Genomic DNA, 21,156 nt, shown 5'->3' with positions numbered 1-21,156 from the left:
CTCCTCTGTCACGCGGAAGCCTGCGCGGCTTCGATCTCCTCGACGGCGGCGATCAGCTCGCCGCGGCCGACGCTCTCGAGCGCGAAGCCGTGATCGGGCTTCAGCGCCGACAGGTAGGTGAACCACTTCGCCTTGCTGTCGCGCACGGGGTGCGGGCGCTCGGGCAGCGGCTCGGCGGGCTCGGTCGGCTCGGCGGGCTCGGTCGGCTCGGCGGGCTCGGTCGGCTCGGCCGGCTCGGCGGGCTCGGTCGGCTCGGCCGGCTCGGTCGGCTCGGCCGGCTCGGCGGGCTCGGCGGGCTCGGCGGGCGGGGCCGAATCCACGGTCGGGGTCGAATCCGACTCGACTCGGTATCCCTGGCGCTCGAAATACTCGAGCGCGGCCTGGTTGTCGGTTTCGCCGGAGCCGTCGCGGAAGGTGACCCCCGCGACGGTTCCGGTGAATCCCTCGACCGGCGTGTGCACGACCGGGGCCATGCTTACTGCACCCGCAGGTTGCGGAACACAGCCGCGGCCTTGGTGGCCTTGAGCGCGACGCCCACCGGCCCCAGCTCGACGCCACCTTCCTGCACGGCCTTCACGTTGGTGAAGTCGGGCAGCCACGTCTCGACGAGGGTTCCACCCATGGTCGTCAGACCGTGGAATCCGTCGAGTCCGACGCGGTACGCGTACAGGTCGGTGAGGCCCGTGGTCGACGCGCCTCCGACCGTGCGCGTCGAGATCGGGATGATGGGGTCGTTCGTGCCCGGCTTGGCGCCGGGGTTGGCGAAGGTGATCCCGCCGTACGACTCGCGGGTGATGGGGCGGCCGTCCTGGCCGACCAGACCATCGACGGGATCCTTGACGTACTGGCCGGCGCGGCGAGCCGCGGCGCGGACTCGTGCGAGAGCCTTCGCGTTGCCGAGGATGATCGTCGGCGCGCCGTCGAGCAGCGACAGGAACTCGTCGATGTCGTCGAGCGCCTTGTGAACGAGCGCGGCGTCGGTGTCCCAGTCGCGCCAGTCGGTGACCTGGCCCGCGCGGAACTCGGTCGTCGAGCCGACGAGCGCCTTGTCGAGGCCGTCGAAGCCGGCGGCATCCGTGGCGACGTCACCGTTGATCACAGCATCCTGGAACTTCGTGACCGCGGCCTTCGCCTTCTGACGCATGTTCAGCGCGACAGACCCCGAAGCGGCGGGGCCGATCTTCGCAACAACGCGGTCGACCGCGAAGGTTCCACCGAGCACGGCGAGGTTGCTCGACACGGTGATGGTCTGCACCTCGCTGGGCACGTACTCCGTGTTCAGCGGTCGGAATGCGGCCGTGGGCTGCGTGACCTGGCGACGGTAGCCGTAGGTCAGCACGCCGCCGCCTCCGGCCGGGTTCACCACGTCATCGAAGATCATGGTGTCAGCGATGACGGATTCCTTGCGGAACTCGTCGATCACGAACGGGTCGTAGTCGGTGACGGCGTTGCGGCTCGCCTCGATGAGAGATACGGGCATCTAGCCCTCCTTACTTGGTCAGGGCCGCTGCGAGCGCGGCCTCAAGGGTTGCTGGCTTGGTGGACGGCGCAGCGCCGCCGCCAGTGATGCCCGCTGCGGCGGCTGACGCGGTCGCAGGGGCGCGGTGGGAGATGATCGCCTCGGCCTGCTGCTTCAGCGCCGCCTCCGTCGTGGCAGTGAGCAGAACGCGCTCTTCGGCGGTGATGCCGTGAGTGTTCGCCGCCCGGAGCTGCAACAGCTCGGGGCTCTCCGCTGCGGCCGGCGGTTCCGCCGGCTTGTTGATCAGGGAGTTGAACTTCTCCCGGAACTCGCGCGCCTCGCGCAGCTCCGCTTCGATCTCTGCCGGAATCGCCGGGGGCGGCGGGGGCGCGATCGGCGCCGCGGCGGGCGACGGGGCGGATGCGGCGGGCGGCGCTGCCGGCGCTGGCGCAGCGGGCGCGGGCGGCGAGGCGGGAGCGGCGGGCGAAGCGGGCGGCGCAGCGGGCGCGCTGCCGGTTGCCTCGGTGCCGTTGAGCATGAGGAAGGGCGGGAGCTTGGGGCGTGGCATGTGGGCCTCTTTCATCGGTAGTTGACGCCGAGCAAGTCGGCGAGCCTTCGCACTTGGGCGGAGGCTTGCCCTGCCCGAAGCGCGTTGATCTGAGTGGCGAGGTCGTCGGCGACGCGGTCGCGGACTGCTTGCGTGATGCGCCAGCGCCCGAAGGGGTTGCGGCCTTCGGCGAGCGCGCGGGCTGCGAGCACGGCGTCGTTGAGGGAGCGTTCCGCGGCGGTCTGCGTGTAGCGGTTCAGCGGGTCGCGGACGCCGGATGCGGCGGCTTGGCGGTGGGCGTAGGTGGCGCCGATGCGAGTTCCGCCGCGGCCGAGTTCTCCTGCGCCGAAGAGGTGGGCGCCTTGAGAGTCGAGGCCGAGGTCGCCGTATCCGATCGCGCCTTCGCGGAGTTGGCCGCCGGGCAGGATGTAGCCCTGCTCTGTGAGCAGCGCTACCGCCTTCTCCCGGTTGGCTCCGGCCTTCGCGTAGATCTCATCGAGCGTCATGCGAGGGGGCCGGAAGGCATTCACGGTGGGCAGTCCGCGCCGCTGGATGTTGACGACTCGGTACATGTCGGCGCCGTCGCGGATAGCCTGCGCCGACTCGGCTCCGAAGATGCGATCCTGCTCGGCAACGCTCATGCGCTTGAACAGCGCGTACGGATCGGTTCGCCAGTCGCCCTTGCGGTCTTCGGCGGCGGGGATGTGCCGGCAGTCGCAGAGCGGATGCCGCTGAAATCCCTCGTTCCACGCGTACCAGCGGCCGGCGAGGATGATGCAGCGCTTGCAGCTCGGCAGGTTGAGCATGCGCACGTATCCGTAGCCCACGGATGTGAGCCCGGCGTGCACAGCACCCCTGTCGGCGTCTGCGATGGCGGACGGGATGACTCGGGTCAGCGACTTGCGGCCGGCGAGGAGCGCAGCTTCGGGCGCCATCCCTGCCGAAACGGCCTGCTTGGCGACGCGCACGGCGCCGTGTAGCGCTTCCCCGACTGGCAGCCCCTCACGGGTCCATCCGGCGAACGCGGATGCGCTGACGGTAGCGAGCGCAGCGGTCTGACCGGTTTCCTCGAGCACCTCGGGCAGGTACTCGATTCCGCCGGCCGCAGCTTCGCGCATCGCGTCGGTGACGAGCGCGGTCATCTCCGCCCCGATCAGTGCCCACCCCGCGTCGAACTCGGTTCCGATTCGCTGCCAGAGGCGGCGGGCTTGGATGAGCGCGTTACCCGCGATTCGGCGCTGCGAGTTGTAGTGCCTGGCCGATGCCTTGGGAAGTGTCATCCTCTTCGGCCACCTCACCCTTCAGCGCGTCGAGTTCCTGTTGGGCCTCGCGAGCGCTCATGTCCATCCAGCGCGCGACCTTGGCCTGATTGGCGCCGGGAATCATCTCCCAGGCACCTTCACGCGGGAATCCGGTGGTGACGAGCTTCTGAATGCCGTCGATGATCTGCCCGAAGCTCTTGACCTCCATATCGGCGGCCAGCAGCTCCATGTCCGGGTCGGGGTCGGGCAGGCCCGCTGCCCGGCTCCACAGCGTCGCGGCTTCGACGTGGCCTTCCTGCACATAGCGCTTCAGCTCGCCGAGCAAGCTCGTGAGCGTCGACTCGGCGCCGGAGATCGCATCGCCCGACAGATTCGCCATGCGCGAGAGGAGGTACTGGGGCGGCACCTGAGCCGTCGCGAAGAACTGCGTCAGGAACTCCGTCAGCATGGTGACGTAGTTCGCGAGGTTCGACTCGGGCATGTCGAAGACCTTCGTGTCGTGTCCGTTGAACACGAGCATCCGGTCGACAGCGGCCCGACCGAAGTCGTTCATCAGCGGCACCATGCGCCCGTCCGGCGTGGTGAAGATCGACCCGTCAGGGTTCTTCTTGTAGACGATCTGCCCGGCTTCGTCGCGCATCACAGGGTCGAAGCCGGTCACGATGCGCTGGCGGAACGCCGAGAACTGCATCGCCAGCAGCATGTTGAAGCGAATCGTGTTGATCGCGTCCTGCTGCGGGATGAGCGGATCCACCGGACTGAAGATCTCGGAGTTCGCGTTGGGCCGGTAGTCGTAGGTGACCATCGGGTTTGCCTTGAGCGGATGGAAGCCGTCATCTTCGTGCTCCCACTTGCCGCCCTCGAGGCGGAGCCTCATCCACGAGTCGTCGTCGTAGACGTAGGCGAGCGTCGTCGCGGGGCGGATGCCCGCGGGGACAATGAAGCCGTTCGGCGCAACGTCCTTGCGCTCGACGACCTTCAGCGACCACTCCGTTACGAACGGGTCGCCGGGGTCCGCGTGCAAGTAGACGTTCCGCATGGACTGCGGTCGCACGATCGGCCGCTGCATGTTGCGCAGGTTGGGCCAGACACTCACGATGCCCCGCCCGTGCGTCATCATCGACTCGTAGATGATCGATTGCCGCGCCTCGAGGCGGTTCGCGTGCCAGAAGTCGCGCCACACCTTCTTGTCGGTGTCCTTGCCCTGGCCCGTCCGAATGCCCTCGAAGCGGAGACGCTGAATCGGGGCAAACACTGCGATGTTGATCCAGTTCGCTTTGGACTGGCGGCGCAGCTCGAGGTGTTCGTTTCCGATGCCCTCCGGCGCCCACGGGTCGCGCTGCACGCCGTGCGTGTAGTCCTCGCGCTCCTTCGCCTTCTTTTCGTTGGCTCGGAGCGCTTCGAAACCGAGGGCGGCGCGCCGCTTGCCCGTTTCCACATCCATGCGGCCTCCCTCAGTTGAACGCGTACATCGCCGTGGACACGCCTTGACGCTTGTCCTCGACGCGGTTCTCTGACCGGGTGAAGCTGAAGACAGCAAGGGTGAGTGCGACGAGCGCGGAAATGTCGGTGGTGTCGCGCCGATGCCACAGCCACTCGCCGGCCTCGCCGGGGGTGCGCTTGCGGCCGGCTTCGACGGCATCATTCAGGTGAGCGTCGTTCAGGTGAACGAACAGCTTCGGGTGCGCCGGATCGTGGCGGCCGTGCTCGTCCACCGGCCCCATGATCAGCTCTTCGAAGAACATGCACGCTTGCACGTGCTCTGAGTAGGAGATCTTCGTGACGTCGATCGACTCGGCCTCGAAGGCCGGCAGCAGTTTGCCGGCGGAGCCCTTGGCGTCGAGCACGATCTCGATCGGCCCCCACCGCTGCACGATGCCCTTGACGAAGTCGACGACCCAGCCGGTGCCGCGCTCACGGGCGATGATCTCGCCGTGCAGCTTCGGTCCCGCCTGCCAGCGACCACCCTTGTGGATCGCCTGGCGACCGACGAGAGCGACGGATGCCATTGAGCCGTCGAAGTTGACGTCGATCGCCAGGGACGTGACGCCCTTGCGGAGCACGCGTGGAACGCCGCCCCACATCATCGAGTCTTCGTCGGCGAGCGAGTGCCAGCGGTCCATGTCGATGACCGCCTGACCGGCGGATTCGTCGAGGATCCCGAGGTGCTCACGACCGAACTTCGCATCACTCGGCGTTGCGGCGCGCAGCTTCGCGAGCTTTTCGATGGTGACGCGCCCGGACTCGGTAGCAGGGTTCGCGCAGCGCCACGTCTCGGGATCGTCGAAGTTGGCTTTGGGGTGCGCGCTGTACTCGAGGTAGGCGAGCGTCGGGTCTTTTGGCCGGTCATCTTCGCGCCGGCCGCGCGCCATGATGCGGCGGAGCACCGCGGATCCGTCGAGCGCGGCGCTCGAGGTGTATATGATGAGCGGGTTCGCCACCGCAGTCAGTGTCGCCATGATCGCGGCGAGCGTTTCCTCCGGGAGGTCGTACGCCTCATCGAGGATGATCAGGTCAGCCGTGAACCCGCGACCGGAACCCTTGGAACGTGCGAGGAACCGAAGCCGAGCCCCAGATTCAAGCTCGATGCCCTCTTCACCGTTCGCGGTGCGGATGCCCACGACGCGCGTACCGCGACGCTTCACGAGCGCCAGCAGGGAGGGCGTGCCCTCGACGATCGTCTTGATGCGCAGGAACGCCTCTTGCGAGGTCTTAAACTCGTGCGCCGTATGGATCACGAGCCGCGCGTCGAACAGGACGATGAACGCCAGCTCGATGCAGGCGAGCACTTCGCCCTTTCCGTTCTGGCGCGGCACGATGAGGGCGAACTCGAATGCCGCCCACTGTCCGTTCCGGGCGTAGGCCAGGGCGTCGCGAACGGCGGCCTTCTGCCATTCGTCGAGCTGCTGCCCGCTCTCTTCGTAGAGAGCTACTGCGGCGTCGCCTGCGGTTCCGCTACTTCGCGGAACGCTTCTGACGCGCGGCGGGACCACCGAGCGTCGGCGGGAGCTTGCTCTTGATGTCCGCGACATTGCCCGGCACCTCCCCGCTTGGCTGCGCGTCCTCGCTCGCAGCGGCGGCGGAGGATTCGAAGCCGGCCAGCAACGCCTTGAGCGTCGCGGCGTGCATGCGCGCTTGGCGCACGACATCTGTCAGCACGACGGTGATCTCGGAGCCGTCGTCGTTCACGTCGAGGCGCAGCCACTCGTCGCGCTCACCGTTGATCAACTCGTCGAAGCGCTCGAGACGATCAGCGAGCCGGCACGCCTCAACGAGCGTGACCAGCTCGGTGGGCGTGAGCTTCCTTGCTTGCGCCACTGCGTCGTAGAGGGCGAGGCCCCGCTCACCGAGGCGGTGCGGGTTTACCCCCGCGGCAGGCTGTCGAGCCGCCATGCTCCACCCCCAGCGAAAATCGAAGATGAATGCGGGGAGAGAAACTTTGACTCCCCGGCGGGGTTCCATGCGGTTCGGGGCAAGGGGTGCCCCCCAGGGGTGTTCGAACGCATGTTCGAATCGGCCCAAGCCCTGGTACACATGCCTTCGCTGGCATGGTTCGACGCGTCTCGGCGTCCCTGTGCGTGCGGCTCACATCATCGGGCTGCACACACTGCCCTTCCCCTACGTGGTGGTGTCTCTCCACCCATAGGTGAGGCAGCATCCGGGGTGGTGCGGGATCCGTGATGGCCCGAAGGTTTCTCATCGCGGACCCCGCACGCTGTCACCACCTACGTGAGGTGCGAGTGCGCACCCTGCTGCCGTCCCCGAAGCTCGAGTTGCATCCCACGTGTGCGAGACGCAGCCTCGAGCGAATGGCGACCGTCTCCTTGGTGGGATGCGGGTCTAGGTGGTGTACCGACTTGCTCTGGGGATTGACCTTGCCCGTGCGGGCATCCCTGTACGGCAGCGACTTGTCGACGAGCTGCTTGCAGATGTGACAGTGCGTCTCCTCAGCGAAGACGACCTGACGCACCGTCTGCCACGGCCTACCTGATCGGACTCCCGCCATCGGCCACCCCTCGATCCCGAGGCGCTGTCCACCAGCACCGAGGCGACGACGGTACGTGCGCCAGGCTCAGGGCGCGCCGGCTGCGTCACCCAGTAGGGGGCGAGCCAGAGCACCGTGACCAGCAGCACGGCAAGGATGCGCCTCATGAGTGGACGACCTTTCCGCCGGACCCGCTGAGTGCGACAGCGACGTCCTCACGGAACGCGTTGTAGCGATCGAAGTCGAGAACCCCGTCGCTCTCGAGCACGCGATGCGCCTCATTGTCGATAAAGACCACGTCGACCGACAGCCCTCGCAAGCGTTGACCGCGGGGCGTGGCGAACCGGATTGTTCCGCGCCCGAGCCCGCGCACGTCCACTCGCTCGTCGCCGTTGGCTCGGCGGATGGTGACGCGCTCAGCCTCGCCCAGGTGCTCGACCGTGTCCGCGAAAACCCTCAGCGCCTGTTGCACCGCGCGGCCGTCACGCTCGACGATCACGAACCGCTTCCCCTCGTACGCGTCGATGAGGATCCCGGTCGCAGCGTACTTGTTCACGCACCCTCGCCAGCGACGAAGTACTGCGGGTAGGCGTACCTGAAGATGTTCTTCTGCCACTCATCCAGCGGGTTGGAGATCCCGAAGATGCGGGCGCGACTGTCGATGCCGCCCGCGCTGATGCTCTCCGCCGAGATGGCGCTCGCGTTGATCACGGCAGCCGGCGTCTCGCGACTGTCGATGAAGCGCCGCAGCGCCTTCGCCTGCTCGTCGTCGAGATCCAGCTCGATCGTGACCGACCGGCGGTCGGCGTTCTTGTCGTGGTGGAAGCTCACGTCGGCGTCCTCGACGGACACGAGCCCGATACCGAGGTCGGCGAGGTTCTTGCGACGCGCCTCCGCCTTGGCCTTCTGCTTCGCGACCCGCGCCTCGTGCTCCGCCTGGTCCGCTCGATGCTGCTGGGCGATTCGCAGCGTGTCCCGCTGCCGCTCCGTGTCGGCGAGCTGGCGACGCAGCGCGTTGACGTCGCGCAGCGCCTCGTCACGCTGGCGCGCGTTCGTGGCCGCGGCACGCTGAGCGCCGGCCTGATGCTCGCGAGCGACCTCAGCCTGGCGCTCGAGCGCTGCGATCTGTTCCTTGTTCTTGCGTCCCATCGAGTGCCCCTTATCTCTTCGGTTGATGGTTCGTCAGTCCACGGCCGGATGCGCCACGGGAACCGGCCCGACGTCGCGCACGATGACGCGATCAGCGAGCCAGTCCCCCACATCCGTGCCGTGGAAGTCCTCGAGCGTGCGCCTCTTCGCCTCACGCTCGGTCGGGTCGTGCACCATTGCGCCTCCCTAAAGCTGCGGGGGTACTTCGTATACCGCGCCCCAGGCTCGCGGTGGTCCCCTTCACGGGCGGGTGGCCCGACGCGGCAGGCCGAGCGGCCTGCTCCCAAACGTCGAGAGTGCGGCGGGGTTCGAACCCGCGCGGCCGGCTTGGAAGGCCGGTGCTCTACCAACTGAGCTACGCACCCAACGTCACGATTCATCGCGTCGTGACCTCGCGCCCCGCATTGCTACGGCTTCCGGGGTTGCCGTCGCCGGGCTGATATCCGGCGAAGATTAGCCATCCGCTTATGCGGGGATCACAGATCGGGCGTGCTCATCGCACCTCCTACAGGACGGTGAGCGACTGAAGGTCGAAGCCGTCGCTCGTCACGTCGAAGACCAGCAGGCCCGGCGAGCTGTCGTCGCCCTGCACGTTGCGATACCAGTCCGACCCGTTGTCGAGCGTCGGCGCCTGAAGCCACCACTTCGCGCGGCCCGTGTGCGGGTTGCGCCCGGTCGGCATGACCGCGAGGTGGTGATAGTGGCCGGTGATCAGCACGTCGGCCGCACCGACCGGCTGGCCACCGTGCTGCTGCTTCGACCACCACTCGGCCGCGCGACCCGGCGAGAACTGATTCCCGTGCACGAGCCCGAGCACCGCCCCGCCGACGTCGAGCGCCATCGACTCGTCGTAAGCCCGAGGGAAGTTCCAGTGCGCATTGAGCCGGGACGCCGCCGCGAGCTTCGCGACCTGGCGATGTACGCCGAGGCCGAGATCGTCGCCGGGGCGCCCGAGGTTCTGCTTACCGTTGCGCCAGGCGGTGTGATTCGACGGCACGGCCATGACCTCGACGGGACCATGCCGCTGCATGAGCTGCACGAACTCGTACAGCTCCGTCGAGGCGAGATCCATCTGCTCGGTCAGGCTGAGATCGTTCGTGAACATCGGGTTGCCGCCGGACTCGAAGCCCTCGAAGAGGTCGCCCGCCTCGGCAAGCACGAGCCGCGATGGCTTGCGCGCGCGTAGGTGAGCGGCGAGCGCGTGACGCGTATCCGCCATGCGCTCGATGAGTTCAGGGGTGCCGCCGCGGCTGCCGACCTTGCCGGCCTGCACGTCGGACAGCACGACGACCGTCACGCGGTCGCTGTCGACCGGCTTGAACGGGCGCGGCTTCCGCTGACGCGCTGCGGCGTGCAGCGCGGGAAGGTCGAGGCGATCCGAGCGACGTCGGAAGCTGCCCCGGTACGAGTACAGCCAGATGATGTCGCGATGGCCGTTCTCGAGGCGCTTCGACTGCTGCCATTTCGACATCCGCACCGTGTCTTCGACGACCTCGAACACATCCGGGTCGAGATCGAACTCGGCGAAGATGTTCGACCAATCGGTGATCGGCTTCGTCGACCGGATGCCGCTGAAGGTGCCGCCGTTCGCATCCGCTTCGATGCGGGGCGCGTCGTCCGCTGCCGGCGGCGACGAGAGCGTGTCTGCGAGCGTCATGCGCGCTCGCGCATCTTGCGAGCACGGTAGCGGGCCAGCGTCTCGCGGCCCAGCTCGAAGCCATCCTCGAGCAGCACCGCGTGCAGAGCGGTGGTCGTCCACGCATGGTCGAGCACGGCCGCATCGAATGCGACGCGAGTCGCGTCGTCGAGTCCATCGCGCCACGTCTCCACGACGTTCAGGCGCCGCGAAGCGGGAGGCGCCGCGAGCTTGTCCTTCAGTGCCATCCCGGCACCTCCTCTGTTCGGTTATCCCCGCCGCTCGGCTCGACGCGTGTCCGCGACTGACGCCAAACGCGAGCGCGCCGCCGGGATCGCTGCTGAGCAGTCCGATCCACCGACGACGCGAGGTGGCCGCGCGCTTCGATGAGGACGAGCGAGCGGCGGGGAAGTGAGAGCGCCCCGGCCGAGGGGCAAGCGGCCGGGGCGAGCGCGACCGGCCCAGCGAATGCGGGCATGAAAAAAGGGCCGGGACGGTTCTTCAACCTGTCCTGGCCCAACTATCGCGCTATGCGGCTAGCATACCACACTGGCCGGACGCTTGATGACACTTGATCAGCGGGCCGCCTGCGGCTCGAGCGGATGCGGGTAGTACGTGAACGCCTTGATCCCGTTGCGATCGAGAACCGCGTTGAGCTGCACCGCACGGCGTGAGACGTCGAGATACGTCCCCGTCATCGTCTCGATGTCGAAGGGCGGCTCCACGATCTTGGGCTCGCACGGCACCCAGGGGTCGACGTCCTCACCCGCGAACCATCGCGCGCCGATCTCCGCATCGAACCGCATCTTGCGGGTGATCTCGAGCGAGTAGACGCGCTCGTCGGCGACGGCGCCCTCGGGCCACGTCGACTCGTCCAGTTCGATGCGCTTCACCTGTTGCCCCTTACTGCGGCGGTCACCGCCGCGCTGCTTGCGTGCTTGCTTCTCGGCGTCGAGGAGGTCCGACTCGCGGACACGACCGAGGGTGAACGTCAGCCACCCGCGCTCCTCCCACCGCTTGATGGTGCGAGCGCTGCGCCCTACGCGGTCCGCCGCACCCTCCCGGTCATAGATCGCCATGCGCCTCCCGGCTGTCGTTCTCATCTGCGTGACACGAGCACGCGCAACGCGTCCCGTGCCGGGTTCTCGTCGTGCACTCCGCATGGGAACGGAGCCAGCACGGCGTCGAGAGCGTCAACCGGCTGCGCTCTCTGCGCACTGGCGGCTCCGCACAGCTATCAGCTCGCTACGACCGGCCCGCCATGCCGCACGGTAGTCGCCCCAGAACCGGTCGGGACATCCTTCCCAGCGGGAGCCCGCTGCGCATGGTGGGCTCAGCATGATGACGCTGAAGTAGAGGCGGCACGTTCGGCAGTGATTGATCTGCCACCAACGCAACACGACGCCACACCAGCCGCAGCGGCGCATCAGGCCGCCGGCCGATCGTCGATCGCTTCGACCCACTGCGTCGCGACCGCGGCGACCTGGATCAGCTCGGTGCGCAGCTTCTCCGGGTCGGACTCGGCGAGCGCTTCGAACACCTCCTCGAGGAGGATGTCGGTCCATGTGCCCGGCTGATCGCGCGTCGAGGTGTCGTGGAAGCGCCACTCGGTGCGCCCCTGCATGACGTCGCGGATGTAGGCCGCTTCGTCGTTGTCTGCGATCCCGGTCGCCGTCTCCGCGTAGAGCGGCATCGAGTCCGGGCCGGTCCCGTCAGGGTGCCGCTGCACACCCCACTTTGCGGACTGCCGCGCCCGCTCGGCGGCGACCTCATCAAGCACTGACATTCGTTACCTCCTCGTCGAGCCGGGCGAAGACTCGCCAGGCCCGCATCACTCCCCCGGACCCCGCGAAGAGGTCGGAGAACTCGTCTTGCGGCTCGGCGCCGAGCAGATCGAACATCCAGCGACAGAACTCCGCCGGCTTCGCCCCGATGACCCGATCTGGGTCCGTCGTGCGAGCACCTGGCCTGTAGGTCAGGACGTCTACGCGTCGCGAGGATCCGTGCGACGCGTCGGCGGCGGCCGCGAGCGACGCGTCGCGTTCCGCGGCCGCCGGTCGCGACGCGTCGTGGTGACCGGCGGGCGCGACGCGTCGCCTTGCGCCGGCGAGACGCGACGCGTCGCGTTCACCTGGTAAACGCGACACCTTCTCGCCCGCCGTGGTGAAACGCGACGCGTCACGCCGGCCGCCCCAGTAGATGACCGGCTCCCACGCGTTGAGAGGTCCTGCACTACGCGTCGGCCGTTCACCGCGCACCCAGACCCCGACGCGAGCGCCGGGCGGGCACATGGCGAGGACGCTCTGAAGTGCTCGCGCAGACGTTGAGAGCGCCCAACCGTCGAACTGCGACAGGCGGCCGATCAGCGCGGCGTGATCGACTTCGCCCGCATAGTCGGGGTGGTTCCCGTAGTAGCGCCGCGACAGCCCCGGATAGGGCGGATCCGCGTACGCCAGCCGCAAGACGTCGTCGCCGACGTCAGGCGCGACACCTACGCCCGAGGTGAAGCGATGGCGGGCCTGCCGGCACCTCGTCGAGCAGCACACCGAGTCAGCTCGCTTCCCCTCGGGGATACGGCCGCGGCACCATGCGCACGCTCGAGCGCTCAAGCGGCCTTCCCTTCTCGACGGCTGAAGCCTGCGGCCCAGAGCCCGTCGACATCGTCGGGTGCGACCCACTTGCAGGCTTCGCACCGGTATCTCGTCTCGGCGGCCGGCGTCGGGGCCGGCGTGACCTTGATCGCTTTCTTGTCGCAGGCGGGACACGGCTGCGCAGCCCACCACGGCGCCTCTACGAGCGACCATCGCTCGAAGATCGTTCGCAGCGTCCACTCGTCGCGCGTCTCCGGCAGACCGATGACCGCATCCGCGAAAGGCACGATCTCCGGCCGCCGCGAGAGCGCCGACAGGCCCCGCAGGATCTCGTCTCGCGCGTCTCGCGTGAACACGTACAGGTCGACCGCGTCAGCCGCGACCGGAACCTGCATGCGCCCCTCGGGCATCTCGCCGCGCACGACGACGGTCGTCGACCAGAGGAGAGTCACGATGAAGTCGGCCGCGTCGAGCAGTTCGACCGGGACGGGCGGCGGCGCGTGCAGCTTGCCGCCACCGCCGCCCGAGTCTCGGTCGTACTGCGTGCCCTTGAGCGGGTTCGTGAGCGCCCGGAGGTGCGCGGCCATGTCCGGCACCGCCTCGAGCATCGCCCGCGTGCGGCCGTAGCAGCGGCTACAGATGAGCGAGTCACCGCTGCACATGCTCGGCGCGCACCCGCGGCAGTCGCCGCCTTTCTTGCCGTACGACGGGCACTCAGCGAGGTGGATCAGACAGCCGCGCGCGCACGGCTGCATCACCAGGGCGTCTCGTCCTGCCCGCCGGTCGGCGTCGCCCACGCATCGTCGGCCGGCGGCGCAGCCGGGTTCGGCTTCGGCCGCAGCTTGAGCGCGATGCTCGCCGACTTGACCACGATCTCACCGCCGTGTCGGCCATCCTTGCTCCACAGTCGCAGCTCCGGCGTGCCTGTCACGACGACGCGCGTTCCCTTGCCGACGTGCGGCGCGTACAGCTCGGCCTCGTCACCGAAGAGGGAGACGCTGTGCCACGTCGTCTCGCCGACGTTCTCCCACTGCTTCGTCAGCTCGTTGAGCCGGCGGGGCGTGTGCGGCAGCCGGAGATCGAGCACGGGGGTGCCGTTCGGCAGCCGGCCGAGCTTCGGCTCGTTCGCCACGAACGCGTCGAGGCGGATCGTCGAACTCGTCATCTGTTCCTCACATTCCTGGCGCCCAGTCGGCGCCCATGTCCTTCATGCGGGCGAAGTGTCCCTGCCAGGCCAGGGCGATCTCGCCCGTGTTGCCGTGACGGTTCTTCGCCACCTGTACGTCGACCTCGCCGAGACGGTCGGGGTCGTCGGTGTCTCGAGAGAGCAGCAGCACCACGTCGGCGTCCTGCTCGATGTCGCCCGTCTCCTTGAGGTCGCTCAGCATCGGTTTCTTACCGGCGCGCTCCTCCGACTTCCGATTGAGCTGCGCGAGCGCTATCACCGGGCAGTCGAACTCCTTCGCCATGACCTTGAGGGCGCGGGACACCTCGCCGAGGTGCGTGCGGCGGTCCTTTCGGGGGTCCGAAGTCTCGACGAGTTGCAGGTAGTCGACGACCACGCCCGCTAGCGGCCCCTCATGCGCCACCGACCGCACATGACTGCGGATCTGCGCGAGCGTCTGCCCTGGCCGATCATCGACGAACAGCGGTAGCCGCATGATCTTCGGTCGAGCGATCTGCGCGCGGCGCCAGTCGTCGTCGTCCAGCGCGTTGTTGACGAGGTGCGTCATGTGCACCTCGCCGAGCTGGGAGACGAGACGCTTCTGCAACTCCTCCTCGCCCATCTCGAGCGACGACACCGCGACGTTGCCATTCACCGCCAGCGCGGTCGCCATGTTCAGCGCCATGATCGTCTTCCCGGACGCCGGCCGCGCACCCACCACGTAGAACGCTCGAGGACGCAGCCCACCGATCAGGTCGTTGATCGACCGCCACGGCGTCGGCGTGTACACGGGCGGCTCGGTCATGGCCGCGAAGAGATCGTCGATCGAGTCTCCGACCGGCCGCACGGTCGCGGCACGCCTCCGCGCCACCGCGTCGACCGCGGCGCGCGCGCTCTCGATCTGCTCCGCGACAGGCTGTCGGCGATCCGCGGCGAGCGCGTTCACCGTCGATGCGGCATCCGCGAGCCTGCGACGCTGCGCGTGCTCCACGATCTGCTCGGCGTAGTACGCCGCGTTGCTGGCGGTGGTGACCGAGCTGGACAGCTCGAAGAGGTAGCCCGGCCCGCGCGGCAGATGGTCGCCCATCGCCGCGACCTCCGCCTCGACGAGCACCGCGTCGGTACCGCTGCCGCGGGTCGCGAGCCGATGGATCGCCGTGGCGATCACCTCGTGCACGGGGTCGTGGAAGTCACCCGGCTGCGCGACGTCGAGCACGTCCCACACGCGGCGGGAATCGAGCATCATCGCGCCCAGCGCGGCGCGCTCGGCTTCGCGGTCGAAGTGACTCACGCCACCCGGCCGCGACGGTTGATCATGTCCAGCCACTCGGCATCTCCCTTCCGGCGTTCGTACTCCTCGGCCGTCACTCCGTGCTCGCGCAGCCAGCGAGCCTTCGCGTCCTCGTCACGCGGCGTCGCCTGCGGCTTCCAGCCCTTCGCCACGTTCTCGGCGTGCTGCTTGCGCATCCACCGCCGCCACGTAGCGACCCAATCGACCATCGGCCGCCCCTGACCGAGCCAGTAGTCGACGAACTGCGCCGACTCGTGCTCGAGGTTCACCGAAGGGAAGTCAGCCGCGGCCTTCTCGAGCACGGCGGCATCCGGTCGCCAGTCGGCCGGGATCCGCTGCGCCGTGCCCGGCTGGCGGGTGCGGCGCTTCGCCGCGGCGCGGATGTTCCTCACGCCTGTGTGCTCGAAGACAACGAGGGCACCATCGAGCTTCAGTCGCATCCACGGCGGGACTTCGACACCGTCCGGGACGACGAGCGTCACCGACGTCTCGCCCACCGAGTAGGTGTGCTCAGCGCGGCTCACGCGGCACCACTGACCCGCTGCGCGATCTCCCACCGCAGCCGATCCTTGTAGTGCTGATTCCGAAGGCGAGCGTTCTGACAGGCGATGCAGGGGAACTCGACGCCACCCGGATGCTCCGAGCAGAAGGGGTCGGGGGGCAGACCCTCGCGAGACATTCGCGAGGCGTCCTCACTCTCACACTCTCCCGCTCTCGCCCGCTCGCTCTCGCCCGCTCGCTCTCGCTCTCTCGCTCTCCCGCTCTCCTCCGCCAGGCGCTCCTCGCGAGCCGTTCGCGAGGACGTCGCGAAGTCGGGGGCCGGCTCGATCTTCGACTCGTTCGCGCGATCGACACGCCCCCACAAGCTGAACGAATAGCAGGACCGCCCGCGCGCGTCCTCGTAGAGGGTGATCACGTCGGCTTCGGCCAGCTCGAGCAGATGGTCGACCAGCGTCGACTCGGTCACGCTCGACTCGGTCGGGTACACGTCGGCGAGGATCTGCCTCAGCTCGACGAACCCGCGTCCCTCGTCGTCGGCGTGCATCCGCAGACCCTCGGCGGTCGCCCTCAGCAGGGGCGGCAGGCGTCGGATCTGCTTGAACGCTTCGACCGTGAGCGTTCGAGGTCTGCTCAATGTCATACAGGACGATGCCTCTCAGGATCGTGCGGACGGCGTCGGCCAGCTCGGCGAACGCCACCCGGAAACACTCGGTGTAGCCGCGTCCCCGCGGCAGGACGACCTCGGACTCTCGCCAGGTCGTGAACGCTTGCGGGTGCGCAGCCCGGAGCGAATCGAGCGCCGCACGCTCGTGCTCGACGGGGCTATCGCGCATCATCAGCAGCACCTCGGCGCCCGTCTCGACGAACCCGCGGATCCGCGCTCCGCTGCGGGTTCGACCCACCTTGAGGACGCCATGCCGCGGCCAGTACACGGCGTAGATCGTTACCAACATGGCGCCCCCTTCCCGGTGCGTCTATCGGCGCCCGCGCGGCTTGACCGCTGGGGCGCCACGTCGCGCTTGATGAGCGACGGTGATCTTCGAACAGAGCCCGAAGGTGTCGAGCTTGAGCGCGCGCTGACCGCAGAGACGGCATGCCGGATGCCGCGCGTGCCGTGCGTCGATCGAGGCGAGATCAGCCCGCGTCGCGGCCCTCGAGCGCGGCGTGCTCCACGGCTGCGCGTCTACAGCCACCCCGGCTCCTGCATCTGCGCCTCGTACGAGCTGAACGTCGGCCGCGGGTTACTCGCCCAGTGCTCGAGCAGTTCCTCGCTGGCGTACGCCCGCGCAAAGGTGCCGTTGTGCGTGAAGAGATCCCACGAAGAGATCCCCGCCTCACGCGCGCGGCGATTCAGCATGTGCCCGTTCGTGGCCGCCTCCGCGCTCGCGTAAGCGGCCTCGAGCACCAGCTCGTAGTCACTGCGCAGCTCGTGATACCGAGCGGCGGCGAGCGCGAAGACGGACGACGTCATGCGGCGGGGCGCCTGTCGGGTGCACTGTAGCGGCGCCACGCGTCGAGGTCGTCTCGCACGATCTCTTCTGAACGGCCGTAGCGATCGGCGAGCTTCAGCAGCGCCGCCCACGTCTTGCCGAGCATCTGCGCCGCGAGGTACGGATGCACGCCCGCATCGAGCAGATAGACCAGCTCATCCAACGTCTCGGCGCCATCCATCGGCCGCTCGCCGCGGCGCGCCATGCGCTCCTCGTCGAGGTGGATCAGATTCGAGCGGGTGCGGGCCATCCCAGCGCTTCCTTCCATGCTGCGGGATCCACCCCCTCGGCGGTCCCGTCGTCGTAGAGCACGACCCATCCGTAGAGGGCGTGCAGAATCGGCCACATGCCCGGCAGGACGCCGGACGGGACCATGAAGCCGATCGCGGTCGCGTCGGCAGGGTTTGCGTGCGCCCATCCGTGACAGCCGGTCGTGCCGGATCCGCACATGAGGACGCCGTTTGAGACTTCGTCGCCGCCGTTGCGAGAGCGCAGCAGGCGGTGATGCCGTGAGCCGTTGTTCCAGATCACGACGCCGCACCGGGCGCACGCCTGCATCTCGCGGTCGTCGATGAGACGGTTCCGCTCGGCGAGCGTGCGCCCGGTGAGGATGAGACGGCCGCTCAGGGGGACGAACTCGCCTCGAGAACGCGGTCGACCTGAAGCCGCTTCGTGACGCCCGGCCCGATGTACACATCGACGGTCGTCCTGTTGACCTTGGCAATGCGGTGCCAGCCGTAACGGTCGCGCACGAGCGTTGCGCCGACAAGCTCCGCCCGGCTCGGCGGCGTGCGGTCCCGTTCGGCGGTCGTCGCTTGCTGTGCGGCAGCCTTTCGCGCTTGCCAGTCCGCGTCGCGCTCGGCTTGCACCGCCGCAACGGACTGATCGACCTTCAGCTCGGTGTCTCGTGCTCGGCGCCGGTACGCCGACACCGTGTCGCGACGCATCAGGTGTAGACGTGCCAGCGAACGACGCGCTGGGTCTTGTCCCCCTCTGCAAGGAGTTCAAGCTCCCAGTCAGCGAGCGCGAAGAACCCGAGGCGCCAGAGGAACCGGGAGCGGAGGTCGCTGCGCGTGCGCCAAAGCCTCAGCGCCCGGCGCCGCGACAGCTTGAGATACAGCGTCATGAGGCTACCCCGACTCGCTTCAGCAGTCTGGCTCGTTCACGCCCCGCTTCTCCGGGTCGCGCGTGCACGACGGCGAGCTTGTCGAACGTCGGCATCGCGTCGTAACGCGCCTGCCGTTCGGCCGCCTCGGCGCGCTTCTGATCCTTGTTCTTTGCCACTAGATACCCCTCCGGTGGGCGCTTCCGAGCTGCGCTTGGATGCCCTTGTTCGTGTTCATCAGCCCGTAGTGCTTCGTGCTGAGTGCTTTCGAGATGTCCTCGACGTGGTGGTAGATCGCTTTCTTCGCGAGCCAGTCGCGGTATTCGGCCTCTGCGTCGCTCTCGGCGAGCGCCTTCGCGACGGTGACGGAACGCTGCCCCTCGCCGTACTTGGCAAGGGCCGCGTTCTTGCGCTTCGAGTAAGCGATCTCCGCGTCATAGCGCTCGTTGTTCACCGCCACGAGGAAGTCGGCCAGCTCGAAGCTCAGATCCTCGATCCCGCGCATGAGCCGGTCGACCTCGGCGGGCGTCTCCGGCTTGTACTCCCGCATGCGCTCGGCACGGGCGCGGAGCTGCGTCCACCCTTCGGTGATCGGCAGCACCTCGCCCGTGCCGGGCACTGTGTAGGCCATCCGGTTACGCCGCCTGCGGCTTCTGCGGCCGGCGGCGCTTGCGGTCCCGCTGCGGCGGAGCGCTCGCGGTGAGCGGCTTCGATGCGCGGGCGACAGCGAGCGGCGACGGCGCGGCAGCGCTCGGCAGCACGATGTCGGCGGGGGTGGCCGGAGGCGCAGGGGGCGCCTTCGCGGTCAGCTCGCTGAGCCGCTTCGAGAACGCGCTCATCAGCGGGGCGTTGAGCTTCAGCACGCCCGCCTCGCGCGCCTCTTCGTGGAGCACGTCGAGTTCCTGCGGCGTGGTCGCGTTGTCGACGTCGGCGAGCCAGTCGCGACCGTCCGGCACGACGTCGGCCTGCGTCGCGTTCACGATGTTGGTTACCGTGACCGGCGCGGGCGCGGCGCGCTTGGCGGCGATCAGCGGCTCGACGATGTCCGCGAACACCACACGGTAGGCGTGACGCTCGACCTCGGCACCGAACACAGACATCGGCTTACGAGCACGCGTCGCGTTCCAGTCGCGCTCGCGCTCCGCCTGCTCAGGATTCGGCTCGATGATCTCGGCGTACTCGTCCCACGAGATCACGACCTCTCGCGGCTTCTGGCCCGCGCGCGTCACGATCACCTTCGCCGCCATCGGGTGCGCATCCGGCGTGTAACGGGCCACGAAGTACGGCAGCCACTCCATCTCGTTGTCGGCGAGGAACAGTGGCCCCTCGATGCCCTCGAGCTGGCCGGATGCCTGCACCACGGCGCGGGCTTCGGCGACGGTCAGCCCCTTGGCGTCTTCGTTCGTGTCGGTCACGCGGCCACCTTTCCGGGGGTCGGGATCAGGCCCGCGGGGAGTGGGCGGCGCGGCGGCAGCACGCGCGGCTGCGTCGACTGCTTCTGCGGCTTGCGCATCGGGATGATGCTGGCGAAGCGCTCGTTGAACTCGTGCGCCTTGAGGGTGTGCACCGTGTCGGGGTCGTGCCGATACCGGAACTGCACCGAGCGACGGTTGCGCTGCGGGTCGGTCAGCACGATGCCGACGCTGTCGGTGCCGTGGGGGCGGAAGCGGTCGCGGCGGCGGAAGCGGAGGCGCTTCGGCGGCTCGTACTCGTCGGGCACGCCGCGCTCCTCCGGGGCGGTGGGCGCGAGTTCGGCCATGCCGAGCGCAGAGGCGACGGTGATCGTGAGACGGGTCATGCTGCGGACTCCTCCGGGTACTTGCTCAGGGCGCGCTCGATGCGCACGTTGCGGCGACGCACCTGGCGGGCCGCGCGGGCGTCCTGCTGCGCTGCCTTGCGACGCTCCGCTCGGTTCGTCGCCACGAATGCGGCGACCTCCGGGGAAGGGACGGTCGGGATGTTGTCGCCGTTCACGCGGCCTCCTTGATCTGTGCCGGCTCCTCCGCGGCCGGCGGCGCGATGCGCAGCGAGGTTCGCTGCTTGGGCTTGCGGTGGTCCTTCTGCGCGGCCTCCCACGCCGCGTAGGCGTTCGGACTGGCGTCCTTCCAGGCGGCCTTGTCGAACTCGCTCGACGTCGAGACGGTGAAGCTCAGCGACCCTTCGGGAACGTTGAGCTTGAGCCCCTTCTCGGCCCGCTCGGGGTCGGCGGCGATGAACTCGCGAATCAGCCGATCCGTCTCGTCGATCTCCGCTTTCGCTGCGACGTTGCGGGCGATGAGTTCGCGGATCTCGAGCGGCACGCCGGCCTCGTCGAACTCGGGGCGGCCGGCATCGACCCAGGCCAGGTAGTCCTCGGCGGCGGCGATGAGCCGCGCCGTCTCGTCGGCGTCGAGCGGGATCTCGATCAGCTCGGGCTCGATCGTGAGCGGTTGCCCCTCCTCGTCGACCTCCCAGTGCGCGAGCGCGGCATAGCCGGCGCCGAGCACGTATGCCTGCCAGTAGATGTCGCGGAGGATCTTCAGCGGGACGCCGGTCGCCCACGAGCCGGAGTGCGTCTTGATCTCGACGAGGGAGCCCTCGCCGTCGACCCACTCGTAGGCGTCGGGAGTGGCGAGGTGGCGGCGGTTCTCGCCGTGCGCGTACAGGGTGCCCGATTCGGGAATGCCGAGGTTCCGTTCGACCCACTCGAGCACGACAGGCTCGAGCACATGACCGCGCTCGGTGTGCTGATTGCCGTGGAACCGGCCCTCGCCCTGCTTCTCGGCGTAGATCTGCTGTTTCGTGCGGATGCCCCCGGAGATGAGGCGCACGACGTCGGTCTTCGTGACGCCTGATCGGCGCCCCTTGTGCCACGCGTTCTCGTCCTTGGAACTGACGAGCGCGATCGGCTTGGTGATGGTCATGTGTCCTCTCAGGTGGCAGGGCGGCTCGGGTCGTCGTCGTCGAAATGTCCATCTGTGAGCCACGCCCACACG

32 protein-coding genes and 1 tRNA gene are annotated in these 21,156 nt (G+C 68.5%); all 33 read right to left on the bottom strand.

The genetic code is table 11. The features are described from left to right. Nucleotides 1–8: 8 nt before the first annotated feature. Nucleotides 9–473: a hypothetical protein gene (locus tag SK224_RS05525; protein WP_320433755.1), complete on the bottom strand. Its 465-nt coding sequence runs from the start codon at nt 471–473 to the stop codon at nt 9–11. 2 nt (nt 474–475) lie between these two features. Then, nucleotides 476–1,480, bottom strand: coding sequence for a major capsid protein (locus SK224_RS05520; protein ID WP_320433754.1), 1,005 nt, complete (start codon nt 1,478–1,480; stop codon nt 476–478). A gap of 10 nt (nt 1,481–1,490) precedes the next feature. After that, on the bottom strand, nt 1,491–2,027 hold the full coding sequence (locus SK224_RS05515; protein ID WP_320433753.1) for a hypothetical protein: 537 nt from the start codon (nt 2,025–2,027) through the stop codon (nt 1,491–1,493). An 11-nt stretch (nt 2,028–2,038) separates the two neighbouring features. Continuing rightward, complete coding sequence (locus SK224_RS05510; RefSeq protein WP_320433752.1) at nt 2,039–3,286, bottom strand: hypothetical protein; 1,248 nt, start codon at nt 3,284–3,286, stop codon at nt 2,039–2,041. Beyond that, a complete protein-coding gene (locus SK224_RS05505; RefSeq protein ID WP_320433751.1) occupies nt 3,228–4,712 on the bottom strand; it encodes a phage portal protein in 1,485 nt (494 codons plus the stop codon). Before SK224_RS05505 ends, SK224_RS05510 begins: the two co-directional genes overlap by 59 nt. A 10-nt stretch (nt 4,713–4,722) precedes the next feature. Continuing rightward, nucleotides 4,723–6,261 carry a hypothetical protein gene (locus SK224_RS05500; protein WP_320433750.1) on the bottom strand — a complete coding sequence of 513 codons (1,539 nt, stop codon included), beginning with the start codon at nt 6,259–6,261 and terminating at the stop codon, nt 4,723–4,725. Further along, the gene (locus SK224_RS05495) at nt 6,224–6,661 is read right to left on the bottom strand and encodes a hypothetical protein (protein WP_320433749.1); all 438 of its coding nucleotides are present in this window, start codon (nt 6,659–6,661) and stop codon (nt 6,224–6,226) included. The genes SK224_RS05500 and SK224_RS05495 overlap by 38 nt, the downstream gene beginning before the upstream one ends. A 325-nt stretch (nt 6,662–6,986) precedes the next feature. After that, on the bottom strand, nt 6,987–7,274 hold the full coding sequence (locus tag SK224_RS05490; RefSeq protein ID WP_320433748.1) for a hypothetical protein: 288 nt from the start codon (nt 7,272–7,274) through the stop codon (nt 6,987–6,989). A gap of 142 nt (nt 7,275–7,416) precedes the next feature. Beyond that, nucleotides 7,417–7,809, bottom strand: a complete 393-nt coding sequence (locus tag SK224_RS05485; protein ID WP_320433747.1) for a hypothetical protein — start codon at nt 7,807–7,809, stop codon at nt 7,417–7,419. After that, nucleotides 7,806–8,402 (bottom strand): hypothetical protein, encoded by a 597-nt coding sequence (locus SK224_RS05480; RefSeq protein ID WP_320433746.1) that lies wholly within the window; start codon nt 8,400–8,402, stop codon nt 7,806–7,808. Before SK224_RS05480 ends, SK224_RS05485 begins: the two co-directional genes overlap by 4 nt. Before the next feature lie 33 nt (nt 8,403–8,435). Continuing rightward, on the bottom strand, nt 8,436–8,579 hold the full coding sequence (locus SK224_RS05475; protein WP_320433745.1) for a hypothetical protein: 144 nt from the start codon (nt 8,577–8,579) through the stop codon (nt 8,436–8,438). Nucleotides 8,580–8,695: 116 nt separating this feature from the next. Beyond that, nucleotides 8,696–8,767 (bottom strand) — tRNA-Gly (locus SK224_RS05470). A 140-nt stretch (nt 8,768–8,907) separates the two neighbouring features. Next, nucleotides 8,908–10,059: a hypothetical protein gene (locus tag SK224_RS05465; RefSeq protein ID WP_320433744.1), complete on the bottom strand. Its 1,152-nt coding sequence runs from the start codon at nt 10,057–10,059 to the stop codon at nt 8,908–8,910. Next, the gene (locus SK224_RS05460) at nt 10,056–10,286 is read right to left on the bottom strand and encodes a hypothetical protein (protein WP_320433743.1); all 231 of its coding nucleotides are present in this window, start codon (nt 10,284–10,286) and stop codon (nt 10,056–10,058) included. The genes SK224_RS05465 and SK224_RS05460 overlap by 4 nt, the downstream gene beginning before the upstream one ends. A gap of 327 nt (nt 10,287–10,613) precedes the next feature. Continuing rightward, a complete protein-coding gene (locus SK224_RS05455; RefSeq protein ID WP_320433742.1) occupies nt 10,614–11,117 on the bottom strand; it encodes a hypothetical protein in 504 nt (167 codons plus the stop codon). Nucleotides 11,118–11,464: 347 nt separating this feature from the next. Beyond that, nucleotides 11,465–11,824 carry a hypothetical protein gene (locus tag SK224_RS05450; RefSeq protein WP_320433741.1) on the bottom strand — a complete coding sequence of 120 codons (360 nt, stop codon included), beginning with the start codon at nt 11,822–11,824 and terminating at the stop codon, nt 11,465–11,467. Then, the gene (locus SK224_RS05445) at nt 11,811–12,500 is read right to left on the bottom strand and encodes a hypothetical protein (protein WP_320433740.1); all 690 of its coding nucleotides are present in this window, start codon (nt 12,498–12,500) and stop codon (nt 11,811–11,813) included. Before SK224_RS05445 ends, SK224_RS05450 begins: the two co-directional genes overlap by 14 nt. 143 nt (nt 12,501–12,643) lie before the next feature. After that, the gene (locus SK224_RS05440; RefSeq protein WP_307321129.1) at nt 12,644–13,216 is read right to left on the bottom strand and encodes a hypothetical protein; all 573 of its coding nucleotides are present in this window, start codon (nt 13,214–13,216) and stop codon (nt 12,644–12,646) included. A 167-nt stretch (nt 13,217–13,383) separates the two neighbouring features. Further along, entirely contained in the window at nt 13,384–13,794 is a 411-nt protein-coding gene (locus SK224_RS05435; protein WP_320433739.1) for a single-stranded DNA-binding protein, read from the bottom strand. A 7-nt stretch (nt 13,795–13,801) separates the two neighbouring features. Further along, complete coding sequence (locus SK224_RS05430; protein ID WP_320433738.1) at nt 13,802–15,085, bottom strand: replicative DNA helicase; 1,284 nt, start codon at nt 15,083–15,085, stop codon at nt 13,802–13,804. Further along, complete coding sequence (locus SK224_RS05425; RefSeq protein WP_320433737.1) at nt 15,082–15,609, bottom strand: hypothetical protein; 528 nt, start codon at nt 15,607–15,609, stop codon at nt 15,082–15,084. The genes SK224_RS05430 and SK224_RS05425 overlap by 4 nt, the downstream gene beginning before the upstream one ends. After that, complete coding sequence (locus SK224_RS05420; RefSeq protein WP_320433736.1) at nt 15,606–16,220, bottom strand: hypothetical protein; 615 nt, start codon at nt 16,218–16,220, stop codon at nt 15,606–15,608. Before SK224_RS05420 ends, SK224_RS05425 begins: the two co-directional genes overlap by 4 nt. Before the next feature lie 549 nt (nt 16,221–16,769). After that, entirely contained in the window at nt 16,770–17,057 is a 288-nt protein-coding gene (locus SK224_RS05415; RefSeq protein ID WP_320433735.1) for a hypothetical protein, read from the bottom strand. Beyond that, a complete protein-coding gene (locus SK224_RS05410; protein WP_320433734.1) occupies nt 17,054–17,326 on the bottom strand; it encodes a hypothetical protein in 273 nt (90 codons plus the stop codon). Before SK224_RS05410 ends, SK224_RS05415 begins: the two co-directional genes overlap by 4 nt. Beyond that, nucleotides 17,302–17,607: a hypothetical protein gene (locus tag SK224_RS05405; protein WP_320433733.1), complete on the bottom strand. Its 306-nt coding sequence runs from the start codon at nt 17,605–17,607 to the stop codon at nt 17,302–17,304. Before SK224_RS05405 ends, SK224_RS05410 begins: the two co-directional genes overlap by 25 nt. Before the next feature lie 92 nt (nt 17,608–17,699). Then, nucleotides 17,700–18,023 carry a hypothetical protein gene (locus SK224_RS05400; RefSeq protein ID WP_320433732.1) on the bottom strand — a complete coding sequence of 108 codons (324 nt, stop codon included), beginning with the start codon at nt 18,021–18,023 and terminating at the stop codon, nt 17,700–17,702. Then, nucleotides 18,023–18,202, bottom strand: a complete 180-nt coding sequence (locus SK224_RS05395) for a hypothetical protein (protein ID WP_320433731.1) — start codon at nt 18,200–18,202, stop codon at nt 18,023–18,025. Before SK224_RS05395 ends, SK224_RS05400 begins: the two co-directional genes overlap by 1 nt. Continuing rightward, a complete protein-coding gene (locus SK224_RS05390) occupies nt 18,199–18,360 on the bottom strand; it encodes a hypothetical protein (protein ID WP_320433730.1) in 162 nt (53 codons plus the stop codon). The genes SK224_RS05395 and SK224_RS05390 overlap by 4 nt, the downstream gene beginning before the upstream one ends. Further along, nucleotides 18,360–18,812, bottom strand: coding sequence for a hypothetical protein (locus SK224_RS05385; protein WP_320433729.1), 453 nt, complete (start codon nt 18,810–18,812; stop codon nt 18,360–18,362). The genes SK224_RS05390 and SK224_RS05385 overlap by 1 nt, the downstream gene beginning before the upstream one ends. Before the next feature lie 4 nt (nt 18,813–18,816). Further along, a complete protein-coding gene (locus tag SK224_RS05380; RefSeq protein ID WP_320433728.1) occupies nt 18,817–19,596 on the bottom strand; it encodes a hypothetical protein in 780 nt (259 codons plus the stop codon). Next, on the bottom strand, nt 19,593–19,979 hold the full coding sequence (locus SK224_RS05375; RefSeq protein ID WP_320433727.1) for a hypothetical protein: 387 nt from the start codon (nt 19,977–19,979) through the stop codon (nt 19,593–19,595). Before SK224_RS05375 ends, SK224_RS05380 begins: the two co-directional genes overlap by 4 nt. Continuing rightward, nucleotides 19,976–20,155, bottom strand: coding sequence for a hypothetical protein (locus tag SK224_RS05370; RefSeq protein WP_320433726.1), 180 nt, complete (start codon nt 20,153–20,155; stop codon nt 19,976–19,978). The genes SK224_RS05375 and SK224_RS05370 overlap by 4 nt, the downstream gene beginning before the upstream one ends. Then, nucleotides 20,152–21,084: a YqaJ viral recombinase family protein gene (locus SK224_RS05365; RefSeq protein WP_320433725.1), complete on the bottom strand. Its 933-nt coding sequence runs from the start codon at nt 21,082–21,084 to the stop codon at nt 20,152–20,154. Before SK224_RS05365 ends, SK224_RS05370 begins: the two co-directional genes overlap by 4 nt. Nucleotides 21,085–21,156 lie beyond the last annotated feature (72 nt).

It is taken from the genome of Microbacterium sp. BG28, from assembly GCF_034044005.1.
Taxonomy (GTDB): Bacteria; Actinomycetota; Actinomycetes; order Actinomycetales; family Microbacteriaceae; genus Microbacterium.
This window is presented reverse-complemented; position numbering and strand designations above follow the sequence as displayed.

Excerpts from the sequence above, each read along its gene's own strand:
- SK224_RS05465 (WP_320433744.1), bottom strand. The coding sequence starts at position 10,059 with ATGACGCTCGCAGACACGCTCTCGTCGCCGCCGGCAGCGGACGACGCG.
- SK224_RS05385 (WP_320433729.1), bottom strand. The coding sequence starts at position 18,812 with ATGGCCTACACAGTGCCCGGCACGGGCGAGGTGCTGCCGATCACCGAA.
- SK224_RS05395 (WP_320433731.1), bottom strand. The coding sequence starts at position 18,202 with ATGACGCTGTATCTCAAGCTGTCGCGGCGCCGGGCGCTGAGGCTTTGG.
- SK224_RS05525 (WP_320433755.1), bottom strand. The coding sequence starts at position 473 with ATGGCCCCGGTCGTGCACACGCCGGTCGAGGGATTCACCGGAACCGTC.
- SK224_RS05435 (WP_320433739.1), bottom strand. The coding sequence starts at position 13,794 with ATGACGAGTTCGACGATCCGCCTCGACGCGTTCGTGGCGAACGAGCCG.
- SK224_RS05410 (WP_320433734.1), bottom strand. The coding sequence starts at position 17,326 with ATGGCCCGCACCCGCTCGAATCTGATCCACCTCGACGAGGAGCGCATG.
- SK224_RS05480 (WP_320433746.1), bottom strand. The coding sequence starts at position 8,402 with ATGGGACGCAAGAACAAGGAACAGATCGCAGCGCTCGAGCGCCAGGCT.
- SK224_RS05510 (WP_320433752.1), bottom strand. The coding sequence starts at position 3,286 with ATGACACTTCCCAAGGCATCGGCCAGGCACTACAACTCGCAGCGCCGA.
- SK224_RS05440 (WP_307321129.1), bottom strand. The coding sequence starts at position 13,216 with ATGGCCGCGCACCTCCGGGCGCTCACGAACCCGCTCAAGGGCACGCAG.
- SK224_RS05400 (WP_320433732.1), bottom strand. The coding sequence starts at position 18,023 with ATGCGTCGCGACACGGTGTCGGCGTACCGGCGCCGAGCACGAGACACC.
- SK224_RS05415 (WP_320433735.1), bottom strand. The coding sequence starts at position 17,057 with ATGACGTCGTCCGTCTTCGCGCTCGCCGCCGCTCGGTATCACGAGCTG.
- SK224_RS05365 (WP_320433725.1), bottom strand. The coding sequence starts at position 21,084 with ATGACCATCACCAAGCCGATCGCGCTCGTCAGTTCCAAGGACGAGAAC.
- SK224_RS05475 (WP_320433745.1), bottom strand. The coding sequence starts at position 8,579 with ATGGTGCACGACCCGACCGAGCGTGAGGCGAAGAGGCGCACGCTCGAG.
- SK224_RS05505 (WP_320433751.1), bottom strand. The coding sequence starts at position 4,712 with ATGGATGTGGAAACGGGCAAGCGGCGCGCCGCCCTCGGTTTCGAAGCG.
- SK224_RS05490 (WP_320433748.1), bottom strand. The coding sequence starts at position 7,274 with ATGGCGGGAGTCCGATCAGGTAGGCCGTGGCAGACGGTGCGTCAGGTC.
- SK224_RS05520 (WP_320433754.1), bottom strand. The coding sequence starts at position 1,480 with ATGCCCGTATCTCTCATCGAGGCGAGCCGCAACGCCGTCACCGACTAC.
- SK224_RS05375 (WP_320433727.1), bottom strand. The coding sequence starts at position 19,979 with ATGACCCGTCTCACGATCACCGTCGCCTCTGCGCTCGGCATGGCCGAA.
- SK224_RS05495 (WP_320433749.1), bottom strand. The coding sequence starts at position 6,661 with ATGGCGGCTCGACAGCCTGCCGCGGGGGTAAACCCGCACCGCCTCGGT.
- SK224_RS05455 (WP_320433742.1), bottom strand. The coding sequence starts at position 11,117 with ATGGCGATCTATGACCGGGAGGGTGCGGCGGACCGCGTAGGGCGCAGC.
- SK224_RS05460 (WP_320433743.1), bottom strand. The coding sequence starts at position 10,286 with ATGGCACTGAAGGACAAGCTCGCGGCGCCTCCCGCTTCGCGGCGCCTG.
- SK224_RS05450 (WP_320433741.1), bottom strand. The coding sequence starts at position 11,824 with ATGTCAGTGCTTGATGAGGTCGCCGCCGAGCGGGCGCGGCAGTCCGCA.
- SK224_RS05515 (WP_320433753.1), bottom strand. The coding sequence starts at position 2,027 with ATGCCACGCCCCAAGCTCCCGCCCTTCCTCATGCTCAACGGCACCGAG.